13 protein-coding genes are annotated in these 14,570 nt (G+C 70.4%); 6 read left to right on the top strand and 7 right to left on the bottom strand.

From position 1 onward, the window contains the following. Positions 1 to 323: 323 nt before the first annotated feature. A complete protein-coding gene (locus tag CP982_RS41210; RefSeq protein WP_150515189.1) occupies positions 324 to 962 on the bottom strand; it encodes a hypothetical protein in 639 nt (212 codons plus the stop codon). Between the two features lie 183 nt (positions 963 to 1,145). Next, positions 1,146 to 1,874, bottom strand: a complete 729-nt coding sequence (locus tag CP982_RS41205) for an ArsR/SmtB family transcription factor (RefSeq protein ID WP_150515188.1) — start codon at positions 1,872 to 1,874, stop codon at positions 1,146 to 1,148. Between the two features lie 56 nt (positions 1,875 to 1,930). Here CP982_RS41205 and CP982_RS41200 point away from each other — a divergent pair, with 56 nt between their 5' ends. Further along, positions 1,931 to 2,596, top strand: coding sequence for a flavin reductase family protein (locus CP982_RS41200; RefSeq protein WP_150515187.1), 666 nt, complete (start codon positions 1,931 to 1,933; stop codon positions 2,594 to 2,596). Between the two features lie 19 nt (positions 2,597 to 2,615). On the opposite strand, the gene CP982_RS41195 is transcribed toward CP982_RS41200, so the two are convergent. The 3 genes from CP982_RS41195 to CP982_RS41185 all read right to left on the bottom strand — a co-directional run bounded on the left by CP982_RS41195 (position 2,616) and on the right by CP982_RS41185 (position 8,148). Next, positions 2,616 to 3,272 (bottom strand): hypothetical protein, encoded by a 657-nt coding sequence (locus tag CP982_RS41195; RefSeq protein ID WP_150515186.1) that lies wholly within the window; start codon positions 3,270 to 3,272, stop codon positions 2,616 to 2,618. A 240-nt stretch (positions 3,273 to 3,512) separates the two neighbouring features. Further along, positions 3,513 to 7,667 carry an FG-GAP repeat domain-containing protein gene (locus CP982_RS41190; RefSeq protein WP_150515185.1) on the bottom strand — a complete coding sequence of 1,385 codons (4,155 nt, stop codon included), beginning with the start codon at positions 7,665 to 7,667 and terminating at the stop codon, positions 3,513 to 3,515. A gap of 253 nt (positions 7,668 to 7,920) precedes the next feature. After that, on the bottom strand, positions 7,921 to 8,148 hold the full coding sequence (locus tag CP982_RS41185; protein ID WP_150515184.1) for a hypothetical protein: 228 nt from the start codon (positions 8,146 to 8,148) through the stop codon (positions 7,921 to 7,923). Positions 8,149 to 8,328: 180 nt separating this feature from the next. Between CP982_RS41185 and CP982_RS41180 the strand changes: the two genes are divergently transcribed. Genes CP982_RS41180 through CP982_RS41170 form a run of 3 tightly spaced genes read left to right on the top strand, consistent with a single transcriptional unit; the run spans position 8,329 to position 11,527 of the window. Then, positions 8,329 to 8,892, top strand: coding sequence for a toxin-antitoxin system, toxin component (locus CP982_RS41180; RefSeq protein ID WP_229879112.1), 564 nt, complete (start codon positions 8,329 to 8,331; stop codon positions 8,890 to 8,892). Between the two features lie 2 nt (positions 8,893 to 8,894). Next, entirely contained in the window at positions 8,895 to 10,088 is a 1,194-nt protein-coding gene (locus tag CP982_RS41175; protein ID WP_150515183.1) for an MAB_1171c family putative transporter, read from the top strand. Continuing rightward, the gene (locus CP982_RS41170) at positions 10,085 to 11,527 is read left to right on the top strand and encodes an FAD-dependent oxidoreductase (RefSeq protein ID WP_150515182.1); all 1,443 of its coding nucleotides are present in this window, start codon (positions 10,085 to 10,087) and stop codon (positions 11,525 to 11,527) included. Before CP982_RS41175 ends, CP982_RS41170 begins: the two co-directional genes overlap by 4 nt. Before the next feature lie 147 nt (positions 11,528 to 11,674). On the opposite strand, the gene CP982_RS41165 is transcribed toward CP982_RS41170, so the two are convergent. Further along, positions 11,675 to 12,367: a VOC family protein gene (locus CP982_RS41165; RefSeq protein WP_150515181.1), complete on the bottom strand. Its 693-nt coding sequence runs from the start codon at positions 12,365 to 12,367 to the stop codon at positions 11,675 to 11,677. A gap of 91 nt (positions 12,368 to 12,458) precedes the next feature. Beyond that, positions 12,459 to 13,364, bottom strand: coding sequence for an NADP-dependent oxidoreductase (locus CP982_RS41160; RefSeq protein WP_150515180.1), 906 nt, complete (start codon positions 13,362 to 13,364; stop codon positions 12,459 to 12,461). A 147-nt stretch (positions 13,365 to 13,511) separates the two neighbouring features. Between CP982_RS41160 and CP982_RS41155 the strand changes: the two genes are divergently transcribed. Both CP982_RS41155 and CP982_RS41150 read left to right on the top strand, forming a co-directional pair. Next, the gene (locus tag CP982_RS41155; RefSeq protein WP_150515179.1) at positions 13,512 to 13,877 is read left to right on the top strand and encodes a MerR family transcriptional regulator; all 366 of its coding nucleotides are present in this window, start codon (positions 13,512 to 13,514) and stop codon (positions 13,875 to 13,877) included. 183 nt (positions 13,878 to 14,060) lie between these two features. Then, positions 14,061 to 14,540, top strand: coding sequence for a hypothetical protein (locus CP982_RS41150; protein WP_150515178.1), 480 nt, complete (start codon positions 14,061 to 14,063; stop codon positions 14,538 to 14,540). Positions 14,541 to 14,570: the final 30 nt, after the last annotated feature.

Here is a 14,570-nt window from a genome sequence, read left to right as displayed (position 1 = left end):
CCTGTGTGCAGTTGTCGACAGGGCGAACGTTGCCTGATGCAACGCTAGTCCCCTACCTCATGGGCGCAGGCGCTCAACGTGGCGTCATCCTCGGTCGGGCTGGGACAGGGCGGGTCGTCGTAAGTGCTCGATGGAGTCTCCGACGGCGCGCCACGGCCCGGGTCCACCGCGTGGCCCTCACCACCGCTCAAGTAGAGCGTCAGGAGCCCACCGACCACCACGAGAACCGCCCACACGGCCATGACCACCGGCCACCAACGTCGCCGCACTCGTCACCTCTTCGCGCGTGGGCACAGCTGCACCGCGCCGGTCCCGCACCGTCGTCACGCCGACGAGCGCGACCGCTCCTTGCGGCCTTCGTCCGCGTCCTCGTCCGGCGCTTCGCCTCCGTCGTCCGTCACATCTGGTTCTGTCAGTTGAGTGCTGGGGGTTGGGCCGGAGCCCGCATCAACTTCGTCCGATGAAAGCAGCCAGGAACCGTCGGATTGCTTCACGAACGTCACCGTGTGCGGCAGTGAGTACTCCTCGTACTCCGGTGCTCCCCCAGCCACGTCCGCAGGTGTGAGCGGCGCGTAGAGACGGCCGTCTTCAGTGATCTCGAGGGTGGCGACATTGCCATCGAGCGATGAACCCGTGACCGTGACGTCAACGACAGCCTTGCTGTAACCGCCGTCGACACCCTCGTACATCTTGCCCTTCGCCTTGAGTCTCACGAACTCGTCCTCAAGGCGATCCGCCATGGGCGGAGTGGCGCCCAGGAGGGTGCGTCGCGGGGCTTGAGGGCTGGTCGTCACCATGCTGGCTCGCGTCTGGAGGTAGCTCTCCGCGAGGTGCGACAACTCCGCTGTCCGGGCCGCTGAAATGGATTCGGAGTCTGCGTCGCCCAGGCCTGACGCCTGAGTTGCCAGCAGTCCGCTCAACACCGCAGCGGCGAGTCCGGCGGCAGCTTGCTTCGTGCGCACGCGTTTCACTCCTGCCCCCGGCCGGATCGTGGCTGATTGGCATCAGTTGTATCCATCGGGAGGGGCAGCGCCGTCTCCGCTGGCGCGGCAAGGCTGGTTTGGAGGTTGGAATGACTTGTTCCTGTGGGGCGAAAGCGCCATGGAGCAGCGTAGAGCGGTGAAGCCGGTGTACGTGTAGGGCGCTCATCTCCCGGCGAGCAGATCACCGGGCAAGCCGAGGTGGTGGTGGAGAGCCTGTTCGCCGAGCGGGGTGACGACGACCGCGCGGGTCGTGCCGACGCGGCTGATCCAGCCTGTGTCGAAGGCGTGCCGGCACAGGGCGGCACCGACCGCGCCGGCCAGATGGGGGCGGCGTTCGGTCCAGTCCAGGCACGACCGCACCGACGGCCGACGCGTCCCCGTCGGGACGGTGATGCCGAGATCTTCGAGCCAGTCCGCTCCGGCGCGGGTGAGGCTGAGCCCGTGTGCCAGATCGAGTAGGCGTCGCTCGATCATCGTGTCGGTGATGGCCACCCCGATGGTCCCGGCGAGGTGGTCGTAGCAGGTGCGGGCGTGCGCGAGGGCCTGTCGGCGGCCTGCCGCCGACAGGGTGCGGGGAGGTGCGGCGTGTTCGGGGGCCAGCGCCGCGAGGCTTTCGACCAGCTCGGCGACGTGGGGCCCGGCCAGACGCACGTAGCGATGGCGGCCCTGGCGTTCCTCGGCGAGCAGGTTTCCGCGTACGAGCAGATGCAGGTGCTCGGTCGCGGTGGAGGGCGCCACTCCCACGTGTCGGGCCAGTTCCGTCGCCGTCCATGCGCGGCCGTCGAGCAGGGCCAGACAGAAACCCGCCCGCGTGCCATCGGCCAGAAGCCTCGCCACGGAGGCCAGATCGGGGCCGCTCCCCGGTGCCCGCTTCGCATTCATGCAGTCCATTGTCACCCGTGACGCTTCGGCCGCTACCGAAACATCCGGCTCCTACGCTTCCCTCCATGAACACAGCACCTCCCGGGATCCGGGCCCAGGAAACAGCCGTCACCCACGTGGAGATCACACCGAGCATCCTGTACTTCGGGACGCCGGTGGTGCTCCTGACCACGGAGAACCAGGACGGCACCTTCAACCTGGCCCCGATGTCCTCCGCATGGGCCCTCGGCCATACGGTCGTCCTGGGTCTGGGCCGCGACGGACAGACCGCGCACAACCTCGGCAGCCGCCCCGACGTGGTGATCAACCTGCCCGCCCCCGCCCAGTGGCCGGCGGTGGAACGTCTCGCGCCCCTGACCGGCCGGAACCCGGTGCCCTCCACCAAGCCCGACGGCTGCCGCTTCGAGCCGGAGAAGTTCGCCGCGGCCGGGCTGACCGGCGAACCGTCCCACCTGGTCCGGCCTCCTCGCGTCGCCGAGTGCCCGATCCAGCTGGAGGCCCGCGCCGAGCGGGTGCGGCCCGACGTCTCGGGAGAGTTCGTCATCGTGGAGGCCGTCGTGCGCAAGGTCCATGCCGATGCCCGCGTCGTCGTGCCCGGCACCGACCACATCGACCCCACGGCCTGGAGCCCTCTGATCTACAACTTCCGCCACTACTTCGGACTCGGCCCGGAACTCGGCCATTCGTACCGCACCCAGACACCTCGCGGTTCCCACCAAGTACCGGCGTAGTGCTCGGCCCGGCCTGCCCTCAGGAGGACTCGACCCGCACCTCCACCACCGAGAGCCACTTGCCGTCCTGCTGGACGGTGACACGCAGGAGGGTGCCGTCGCCGACGGCGGGGCCCGACCAGCGCGGCCGCTCGCCGCCCCGGTACCTCAGACCGCAGGCCTCCAGTTCCGCCTCGTAAGCCGCACGCTCGCGTCCGGCCACCTCCGGGCTCGCATAGGAGACGATGCGGTGGCTCGCGGAAGCCGCGCCGTCGGCGCCCTCGGAGTAGTACGTGGCGGAGTACTGCACGTGCTCGGGGGTCTTCCGCTCGCGGAACGAATCGGGGCACGAGCCGCTCTCCGCGATCCGCGGCAGCGGTGAGTCCTTCGTGTCCTCTTCCTGGGCCTGCCAGTGCCAGCGGCCGTTCCCGGGGACCTCGTCGGGGGGCAGGATCCGCGGCATTCCGTCGACGACGATCGCCGGGGTGCTCGGGCCGGTCGACGGGCGCGCGCGTCCCTCGTCGCCGTCCACGCCCGCCCACACCAGCGCCCCGGCCATCACCGCCGTCGCGGCCACGACCGCGCCCGCGGCTTGGCGCCGGGCCCGCCGCCGCCCGCCCCGCGCGCGCACCTGCACAGCACTCGGCAGGTGCACCACCACGTCGTCGAGGAGTTCCTCGATCTTCACGTCAGCCATGGTTCGCGACCTCCTCGGTGATGGATACGGGACGGGCCGCGCCGTTGGTCGCGCCCGTCTCCGGCAGGTCCAGGAGGTGGTGCAGGGCCGCCACCTGTGCACGCCCGGGAGGGCGGCGATGTTACGTCTCCGTTCCGGCGGGTGGCTCCTGCGCCGACCGATGGCGTCGAGCGGCAGGCGTGACAGGGACCCGCGCTGCGGGCAGCAGTGGTTCGACGCCGGCCGCAGTGCCATGGGCGATCACGCTTCGAGTTGCTCCAGTGTCTTCTTGGCGTTGGCGAGTTTGGGCCCGTAGGTGACGGGGTCCTCGGTGTTGAGCTGGGTGTAGAGGTCGACGGCTTCCCGCACCAGGTCAATGGCGCGCTGCCGCTGGCCCGTGCTGACCAGGAAGGCAGACGCGGGCGACATGATCCAGTCGGCCAGTTGCGGGCGGTGGGAGGGGTTCTTCGTGCTGAGGGTCCGCAAGTTGTCGACAGCTGAGACGGTGAGACCGGTCGCCTTGGCCTGGAGCTCGGGCTTGCCCCACAGGTGGAGAGCGATGTCGATCGATGCCCACGAGAGGCGGTAGGCAAGCTCATCGTCATCCGGGTTCTCCGCGACGAGCGTGCGATAGAGACTGATCGACTCGTCGCCCACCGCCACGGCCTCGTCCCAACGCCCCGACTGTGCGAGGAATGCCGCTGCCGGAGAAGCCGCCCACTGGGCGAGCTGCCGACGGTAGGAGGGGCTCCTTCTGCTGAGGGTCCGCAAGTTGTCGATGGCTGAGACGGTGATTTCCGTCGCCCTGCCCTGGAGTTCCGGCTTGCTCCAGAGGTGGAGGGAGACCTCGATGGACGACCACGAGACGCGGTAGACGAGCTCGTCGTCGGCCGGGTTCTGCGCGGCGAGCGTGCGGTAGAGGGTGATGGCCTGTGTTCCGAGCAGATGCGCCTCGTCCGTGCGGCCGACGTGCGCGAGGAACGGCGTGGTCGGCGAGGTGGCCCAGGCGGCGAGCTGGGGCCGGTAGGTGGGGTTCTTGGCCGCCAGCATGCCGGCCGTCGAGGTGCCTTGGAGGGCGAGGTCGGCGGCTTCGGCCTGGAGGTCGGGCTTTTGCCACCAGTGCCCGGCGATCCCGATCAGGGCCTCGGCGGCGCGGTGGGCGAGTGCGTCGTCCTGCGGGTGATCCGCGGCGAGCCGCCTGCAGAGTGCGATGACTTCCCGGCCGGTGATCACCGACTCCTCCCAGCGGCCCGCTGCCGCGAGGAAGTGCGTCAGGCGGACCAGTGCCTGGGCGGTCTGGGGCAGGTGGCGGGGGTCCAGCTGGGTCAGGCGGCGCAGGAGGAGGCACGCCGTCTGTTGCGGATCGACGGCTTCCGCGGCGCGCTGGTTCCCGGACAGCTGGCCGGCGCACGCCTCCAACGCGGTGGCCAGGCGTTCCGCTCCCGTCTGCTCCTCGACGGTCAGGGTGTGGTCGGCGGTGGCCCAGTGGTACGCCACCGGTCGATTGCCGAGCAGGGGACGGGTGAACAGCTTGCCGCTGGAGGGGTCGAACACGGCCAGCTCCGCTGTGCCGTCGCCGTCATAGTCGGCGGGTACCGGGAAGTCACCGGCCTGGCCCCAGGTCTCGGTGAGGGTTTCACCGTCCGAGGACCGCCGGACGTGCCAGAGCCCCTGCTCCGGTTCCCAGACCGTCTCGTCCACGATGCCGTCGCCGTCGAAGTCCGCCCGTACGATCATGGGCGCGGGCGCCGGACCAGGGGACTTCCGGCGGAAGTGCCAGTACCAGAGGGTGACGTAGGCGGCGCTCAGGCCGCCGAGGTCGAGCTGGGCCTCCTGGGCGGCGGCCGGCTCGATGGTGATGCGCCAGGTCGTGGCGGGGCTGCGGCCGTAGAAGGCCTGGTCGGTCATCGGCCTGCCGGGGTCGTTCTTGTCGAAGGTCGCCTGGACCGTGCTGGACCGGGGGCCGGCCGTCGCCGTGCGCGGGGAGCCGTCGCGGTACCGGTTGGTGGCCGCGCCCGGATGCTCGACCAGTACGGTCATGCGGGGGTTGGCACAGGTGGCGCCCAGCAGGCCGACGTGCAGGTAGGCGGTCTTCATCTCGAAGCGGTCGGCGAACGCGTCGAGGGGGACGGTGAAGCTCGCGGTGCCGTGGGTCCTGAGCGCGTTCAGCACCTCGGGAGCGGTCAGGCGGAGGTAGTGGACGTCCTGGTTCAGGCCGTACGAGTCGTACTCCTTGCGCCGGTCCATGAGCGCGGACAGCTGCCTCTTGGAGTACTGGTACTGCTCCAGCAGGCCGTTCACACGGCTGTCGTCGCCGCGGGCCAGCGGGTGGTAGGCGTTCTCGATGTCATCCGGGTGCAGATAGCCGAAGTCGAAGGTGAAGGCGGGCGCGTGGCTGCTGAAGGTCCAGAGGTCCACTGTCCGGTTGGCGTAGTAGCAGTACTCGGTCAGCAGGTCCATGTAGTGCTGGTTGCGGGTGATCATCCGGCGGCAGATGTCGATGAGCTGGGAGATGTCACGCTGCCAGCCCCCCTCCAGGTTCGTCAGGCGCGCGATGTCGTTCGCATTGACGGCGATCTTGGCATCGGCCACGGCCAGGTTCAGCTGCTGATGGGTGATCTCCAGCATCTGCAGCGCCCGCTCCCTCGCCAGCTCCAACTGCCGGACCAGGAGGTTCTTCTCCTCGTTCTCCAGCTTCCCGTCGACCTTGGCCTGGAAGAGCTGGACCAGGGTGCCGGACGCGTTGATGAACGCGGCGGCCTTGTCACCGAGGTCGGTGAGCTTGGAGGTCTTGATGTCGATCCCGGGGCGCGGCTTGGGAACGCCGCTGGCCCAGTCGAACCAGTTGACCAGATAGCTGCCGTCCCGGTACTTCCCCGTAGCGGTGTCGAAGCCTTCCATGGACGCGGCGGTCTTGGCGAGCATGTCGCTCGCGACGAGCATGGCCGCGATGGTGGCCCCGCCGGTGTAGAGGGCGGAGACGGCGGCGGCGACCACGATGGCGGCACCGATCACCGGACCCAGATCGTTTCCCGGCGGGAACTCCAGGCGCTCGCTGGCCATCTTCGTGCGGACCGCGTCGAGTTGGGCCTGGACCTCGCGCAGCTGTTTGTCGAGGATGTCCGCCCGGCCCTTGGCGGCGTCGACTCCCGCCTTGGCCGCCCTTCGCTCCGTGTCCAGGACCGTCTTCATGTCGTTGAGGTGGCCCAGATCGGTCTCGACCAGCTGGATCTTCTGCGCCTCCCCCTTGGCGAAGAGCAGCAGGTCCGTCGCCGCCGTGTACACACCCACCACCAGATCGCCGTAGGCGGTGACGAACTGCTCCTGTGCCGGGAAGTGCGGCACGACATCCACGTCGTACGGCACCCCGAGGGGGGTCAGGTTGGTGGCGAGGTACCGGGAGAGTTCCACCGCGCGGGCATGCCCCGGCCGCAGCACGAGCGCCTGGGTGAACTCGTGCCCGGCCGTGATCCGGTTGTCGTTCCTGTCCGCCAGGCCCGGTGCGTAGCAGCGGAACAGGAACTCGCCGACCCGTGTGCGGTACTCCGCCCAGGCCTCGGTGTACACCGCTCCCAGCTCCCCGCGCGCTATGGCCCACCACGCGTCGGCGGTGTGCGTGAGGAACGCGGGGGTCACGCCCGGGCCCGCAGCCGGGCCGGGCTGGCCCGCCGGACCGTCCCGCCCGGGCTCTCCGGGGCCGTTGTAGCCCCCGCCTCCGGCTCCTCCGCCGCCTCCCGCCCCGGCGGGTCCTGCGTCGCCGCCACTGCCGTCGCCCAGCACGCCCGAACGCTCGACGGTCTCCACGCGTATCTGGGCACCCGGCCCGCCGACTGCCCCGTTTCCGCCGCGTCCGCCCGGGCCGCCGTAGCCGGGATCCCGGCCGTCCTCGCCCGGCTTGGGCGGCTTGGTGCCGTCCTTGCCCTGACCTCCTTGGCCGCCGGTGCCGCCCGAGCCACCCCTGCCGCCCCGCGCGACCAGCCGTACGTTGCTCGCTCGCGCCGCGAGCAGGGTGATCGGAGTGGCCGCGCCCCCTGGCCCGCCGTTGCCGCCCGGGCCTCCGGACTTGCCGTCGCGGCCCCCCGCACCGCCGCCGGTGCCCCCGGCGCTGCCGATCTCGCCGCCGACACCGACAGGTCCAGTGGTGTCGACGCCTCCGCCGTTGCCCCGGTAGGTCTCGGCAACCAGCAGCACTGGGTGCCCGGTCACGGACAGGACGTACCCGGGATCGTGCGTGATCTCACGAGCGATCAGCACCAGCCGCGTCCCCGGGGCCGGTTTGTCCCCGCGGATCTCGTGCGACAGGGCGCTGTTGACCCTGATGGTGTCCCGCAGATAGACCCAGTCGGCTGCGGATACGTCGACGTTGCGCGCCTGCTGTACCAGGTCCGCAGAGGTCCCAGGGTTGGCTGAACTCATCACGTGTTCCTCCGGTCGATGTGTCGGCCCGACGGCGGTGCGGCGCTCGGACGCGGAGAGGGCGGGCTGGCGCTACGGAACCGGGCTCTACCGCGCTGTCGGGCGGCCGCGCCTCCTGCCGGGCGGGCAGGGCCGGACCGTCGTCCGGCTGCCCGAGCCGACCCCCGCGCCCTGGCACCCACAGCCCTGCCCACTCCCCCGTCCGGGCACATCCGGCGCCAGTGCCCCTGCCGTCACGGCTTGCCCAGGATGCCTACGCGGGGCCGATGGCACACATTCCGGTCCACTGAGCGGAACACGCGGCCCTGACCGGGAGTTTCGCGCTGCGGCAGGTGCCCAGGCGCACCGGCGCGTACAGATCGACGACACCTGAGACGTGAACGAAGGTCACGGCGGTGTCGCAGATCTGACGTCCTGACACCATTTCTCCGGCCTGATCCCCCGGCAGGCTTTTCGCTTTCATAAAGCCGATGGTGGTCACAGCGTGACGAGTAGGAGATCGTCGGTAACCACGGGGGGACTTGCCGGTGCGTCTGCTCACCGCGGGCGGTGCCTTGGGAGCCGAGCGGCACACGCGTAGCCGACGGGTGCGGCAGCGCCCTCCGAACCACTGCCCGGGCACGGTGTCACCCGTGTCCGCCAGACCGGCCGACGGAGAGACATGGGAGTCGAGCGGACCATGCGCCGCCTGTGCAACACGCTGCTGGCCGGACTCGAACTGCCCTCCTCAGCCACGACAGTCGACCTCTTCGCGGCGCTGTGCGCCCGCATGAGCCAGGAGCGGTCCCGGAGGGTCACGTTCCAACTGGTGCATTTCCCCACCACGTCGTCCGTGAGCGGGCTCTGGCTGAATCTCGACGGCCAAGACCTGCTGGCCGTGGAGCGGCACACCGACCCGAGTCACCAGTGTGTGATCTTCGGCCACGAAGTCTGGCACATGTATCAGGGCCAGTGCCGTCCCGGCGGACAGGAAGCGGTGCTCGCCACCCGGCTGCTGGCCGGGAAAGTCGACCTGGAATCCGCCAAGGACGCGGTCCTCCGGGTGGCGGCCCGCACCCACTTCGACAACGAGACGGAGGAGCGCGAGGCCGACGCCTTCGGCTACCGGCTCAGTACGCGCTGCCGTCCCCTGCTGAGACCGTCCGCCGACGGCAGCCGCACACCGCGCGACGCGCTGGCTCGACGCATCGAAGCGGCACTGGGGCACCGCGGGCCACAGGAGTAGACGTGCAGGACTCGGCCTACTACTTCCCCGCTGCGGCTCTGGCCGTGGCCACCGCCGCCAAGACGCCTGCCCTGATCCGTCACAGGCACGATCCGTTCCTGCGGTCGGTGTGTGCCCTGTTGGTCTTGTCCGTGGCCGTGTTCTTCTTCGCCGCGCCGCCGACCATCGCAGCCGTGAACGACCTCACCGGCATCGTCAACTTCTCGGCTCCGCTGGTGTATTGCGTCATGTCTGCCTTCAGCGCCGCCTGCCTGGCCCTGATCATCAACTGGCGCGGCGGGCGGCCCGAGGACGTCCGCCGTGCCGCCCGCGGTTGGATCACCGCCTACGGGGTGGTCATCGTGCTGCTGATCACGCTGTTCGTACGCGGTGACGCCCCCGTCGAGCGGCTGCGCGACCTGGACACTTACTACGCCAACACCCCTTACATCCGCGAGATGATCGTGCTGTACCTGGTGTCGAACACGGTGGCGGCCGTGGTGATGACGACGCTGTGCTGGCGCTGGTCGATGAGGGTGCACGGCTGGCTGCGCGCGGGACTGGTCGTCATCGTCATCGGCTACGCGGGCAATCTCGCCTTCGACGCCACCAAGTACGCCGCCGTCGTCGCCCGCTGGAACGGCGCCGACTGGGACGAGTGGAGCACCGACTACGCCCCGCCGCTGGCCGCGGGCGGCGCCGTGACCAGCGCCGTGGGGTATCTGCTCCCGCTGGTCGGGCAGCGGCTGTCCGACGCCCGGCGCAACTGGTCCGCGTTCCGGGCCCTGGGCCCGCTGTGGCGCGCCTTGCACCGGGACGCGCTCCTGCCGCCCGTCCCGATGCCGTGGTGGTCGTCTTCCGGGCTGCGCCTCACTCAGCGCGAGGCCGCCATCTACGACGGTCTGCTCGCCCTGACTCCCCGCCTGGACCCGGCGGTGCACGAGCGGGCCCGGGCCAGGGCGCTGAGGGCCGGGGCGCACGCGGACGAGGCGGAAGCCATCGCTCTGGCCGCGATGGTCGTCTGCGCACTGGACGGCAGGGGGGAGATCCGGCCGCCTTCGGAGGACGCCTCCTCCCCCACGCTGGCGGTCAGTTCAAGGGTCCTGGTACGCATGTCCCGTGCCTTGGCCCAGTCTCCCGTCGTCCATGCCGTCCGCCAGGACGCCTCACGCGGCGTGCGCCAGGACGCCTCACGCGCAGAGAGCCAGCCGTCATGACGCCTTCCCGGCCCCGTTCCTCGTACCGTCGACGCCGAGCCGTCGTCATCGGTGCCGGTCTGACCGGCATGCTTGCCGCGGCCGCGCTCGCCGAGGTGGCCGACGAGGTGGATGTGATCGAGCGGGACACGCTGCCCGTCGGCCCGCGGCCGCGCCAGGGACTGCCCCAGGCCCACCACGCCCATCTGCTGTGGTCCGGAGGCGCCCGCGCGATCGAGGCGCTGCTGCCCAGGATCACCGATCACTGGCTGGCTGCCGGGGCTCGCCGCATCCCGTTGCCCACCGGCCTGGTCAGCATGAGCGCGGCCGGCTGGCTGCCTCGCTGGCCGGAGATGCAGTACGTCATCGCCTGCAGCCGTGATCTGCTCGACTGGGTGGTCCGCAGCCGCGTCCTCACACACCCGGTGATCACCGTGTACGAGCGGGCCGAGCTGCTGGGTCTGACCGGAACGGCCCGGCGCGTGTGCGGGGTGCGCTTCCGGGCCCGGGACGGTACGGAGGCCACGCTCGACGCCGATCTGGTCGTCGACGCCAGTGGCCGCGGCTCGCGCGCACCGCGGTGGCTCGCCGCCCTCGGCGTGCCCGCCGTGCGCGAGGAGACCGTCGACTCCGGACTCGCCTATGCCAGCCGCTTCTTCAGGGGTCCGGAAGGCAGCGAGCGGTTTCCCATCGTCAACGTCCAGTCCGATCCGCGCCGCCCCGTGCCGGGGCGCACGGCGACCATCGTGCCGATCGAGGGCGCCCGGTGGCTGGTCACCCTCTCCGGCACCCGCGGCGGGCAGCCCACCGGCAGCGCAGGTGCCTTCGCCGACTTCGCGCGCCTCCTGGTCCGCCATCCGGTCGTCGGCGACCTCATCCCTCGGGCCGAACCACTCACCGACGTAAAGATCTCGCACAGCACGGTCAACCGCCGCCGCTTCTACGAGAAGCTCGCCACCCCGGAGGGCTTCCTCGTCCTCGGCGACGCCGTGGCCACCTACAACCCCCTCTACGGCCACGGCATGTCCGTGGCCGCGCAGAGCGCGCTCGCCCTCCGCGACACGCTGCGCACCCACGGTCTGGACGCCCACGGGTTGGCCCGCCGGGTGCAGAAGGCCACCGCGCGTCCGGTCGGCACCGCCTGGGACCTGGCGGCCGGGCAGGACATGCTGTACCCCGGAGCCATCGGCAAGCAGTCGCACATGGGCGCGAAGCTGCTGCGTTCCTACGTCGACCGGCTGATGCTCACCGCCACCGGCCGCCCACGCGTCACTCGCGCGTTGTTCGATGTGGTGACGCTGCCGAAGCCACCGACGTGTCTGTTGCACCCCGATACGGTGCTCGCCGTCCTGCGCGGGCCCGGGCGGGCGCCGGTCGCTCAGCCACCGCTGACGTCGTTGGAGTGGCGCGTCGGCAGTGGATCCGAGACCGTCGAGCACACAGGGACTCACGGCGGCTAGGGCTTGCATCAAGAGTGGATCTTGGCGGCATCAATCGCCTCAGACCCCACCGCGCCATCGCCACGCGATACGACGAGCTCGCCGTCCGCCAGGACGCGGCCGTCCTCGCCCCAGCCCTCAACGAGCGCCTGTGGCCTGCACGTTGTCTCAGTTGTCCCGGCCCTGCCATGTGGTGACGCAGGCTTCGTTCCCCTCCCGGTCGGCAAGCACCCAGAACGCGGGGGCACGGGCCGCGGACACAAGCCGACCCCCAGCCGCCAGCGCGTTCTCGATCCGTCGGGGTGCCTCGTCGTGCGGAACACTGATGTCGAGGTGGATGCGATTGCGCTGCGGACGCGCGCGGTCCATGTGCTGGAACCAGATGGCCGGGCCCTGCCAGAGCGGATCAACGAGCGGATCCTCCGCTCCCTCGGCGCCCGCCTCATCGGCATAGCCCAACACCGCCTTCCAGAACGGCCGGATCCCGGCGATGTCCAGGGCATCGATGGCGATCTCGACTAGCTGGACAGACCGTGGCGCCCCCGTTCCGCTTCCAGCCTCCGGCAGAAACCCTGACGTGCCGACAGTGGCAGAGATCCGACGCGCGAGCTCGACATCCCGGGTGGTGACCGTCGCATGGTCCAACGACTGCAGAGTGAAGACGGCCCGGTCGGCGCGGACATCGACGCGGAGGTGCCGATCCGCGTCGTCGCCACACACCGCGACAGCGTCCGCCGCCAAGCTGATCGCTTGCGCCAGCGTCCCGACCGGAACCGACGTTTGCAACGAGCCCAGCAAGTAGCGCCACCCGTGATCCTGGACCGCCTCCGACGCTTGCTGCCGACTCAAGATCTGCTCCATGACCGCATCCTCGCAGCCCCGCTGTCAGCCGCGTCCGCCGGTACGTCCCGTACGCGTCGAAGGCGCGAGGAGCCGCGGACCGCGGGCAAGCTCACACGCACACCACGATCTTCCCCCGCGTGTGTCCGCGCTCGGCGTGCGCGTGCGCTTCCGCGATCCGTTCGAGCGGGTAGGTGCGCTCGACGCGCGGTGTGTAGTGGCCTTGCCGGCCGAGTTCGCCCGCTTCGGCGAGGAGCGTGGAGTCGTTCGCCGCGTTGACCAGATGGACGCCCAGGCGATGCGCGTTGGTGTAGTCGGCGATCGTCGCCACGCGGGCGGGGTCGCCCACGATCGCGATGAGGTCGGTCAGGGAACCGGAGGCCGCGGTGTCGAGGGCGAGGTCGACACCGGTCGGAGCCAGGGTGGCGAGCCGCTCCGCGAGGCCGGGGCCGTAGGTGGTGGGAACGGCTCCGAGAGAGGTGAGGTACTCATGGTTGCGCTCGCTGGCCGTCCCGATCACGGTGGCGCCCTGTGCCACCGCGATCTCGACCGCGGCACTGCCCACGCCTCCGGCGGCGCCCTCGATGAGAAGGGTGCGTCCCCGCAAGGGACCGAGCACCTTGAGGCCGCCCAGCGCGGTCACGGATGCCAATCCGGCACCGGCGGCCTGCTCGTCGGTCCAGGTGGTGGGCGCGTGGGCCCAGGCCGAGAGCACGGCCAGCTCCGCTGTCGCGCCGGTGACGCCGCCGAGCCCGAAGACACGGTCGCCCATGCTCACCCCCTGCACGCCCTCACCGATCTCGTCGATCACGCCGACGACATCGCGTCCGGGAATCGCGGGCAGTTCCACGGGGAGCACCTCGCGCACCGCGCCGGAACGCACCTTCCAGTCGACGGGGTTGACACCGGCCGCCGCGACGCGGACGCGGATCTCGCCGGGCCCGGGACGCGGGTCCGGCACCTGCTCGACCACGAGGGTCTCCACACCGCCGTACTCGTGATAACGCACTGCGCGCATGACGTTCTGCCTTTCCACGCGGCCGGAACCGGCCGTTCGCGAGCTCAGTGGGGGTGAATGGCCGGCGATCACCGACGCCCCCTACGCTAAAAGCTGACGTTGGCGTCAGGTGCAAGTCGGGCGGGCCGCCCGAACGGAGGAGGACCGGTGCGCATCGGTGAGGTCGCCGACAAGGCGGGAGTGAGCGTCCGGGCGCTGCGCTACTACGAGGAACAGGGTCTGCTCCCGGCGCGCCGCAGCCCCGGCGGTCAGCGGCACTACCCCGACTCCGCCGTCGGCCGGGTCCGGCTGATCCAGCAGCTGTACGCCGCGGGCCTGCCGAGCAGGGTGGTCCGTGAGGTGCTGCCGTGCGTGGACTCGGGTGACGTACCCCCGGGGCTCCTGGACCAGTTGGAGGCCGAGCGCGTTCGCGTCGACCAGCGGATCACCGACCTGCTCGCGGTGCGCGACCGGCTCGACGACGTGATCGCCGTCACGCGGGACCCTGATGCCGACTGCTCTCACACGCAGTGAGCATCGCTACCAGCAGCGAACGGCACCACCCGCGAGGATGAACGAACGACACGCACGGGTGATTTCGCCCTGCGCATCGTGGCCAGCACGGCGTGTTGGATTGACTCTGAGGTCATGGACAAGTGGTTCATGACCCACACAAGCGCACACCGATTCCATGTATCCGCGCGGTGGGCAGCGCGGTTGGCGACCCTGCTGGCCGCCGCGACGCTCGCCGCCGTCACCCTGGACGCCGCTCACGCCGGTGCGGCGCCACCGGCGACGAACTGCTTCGTCAACGGCCAGCGCCAGCCGGGCCCCGAGATCTACGGCACAGCTGGTGACGACGACATCCAGTGCGACAGGCTCGACTCCGGAGACGTGATCTTCGGCCACCACGGGAACGACACCATCCGAGTCACCTACAACTACGCCGGAGTCATCAACGGCGGCAACGGCCGGGACACCATCCGCCTCGAAGAGGAGAACACGGGCCTCATCCAGGCCGGCGACGGCCGCGACGACGTCATCGCCTCCTACAACAACGGTCGATTCGGCCGCATCCATGGCAATACGGGTGACGACGAGATCCAGGTCCTGCTGAACCACGGGCAAGTCGACGGCGGCCCCGACAACGACGTGTGCCGCGTCAACGAGGGCACTGTCCTCAACTGCAATCCCTAGGCAGACAGTCGGCGAGCCCGCTGGGCACAG

The organism is Streptomyces spectabilis (genome assembly GCF_008704795.1).
In the GTDB taxonomy this organism is placed as follows: Bacteria; Actinomycetota; Actinomycetes; order Streptomycetales; family Streptomycetaceae; genus Streptomyces; species Streptomyces spectabilis.
This window is presented reverse-complemented; position numbering and strand designations above follow the sequence as displayed.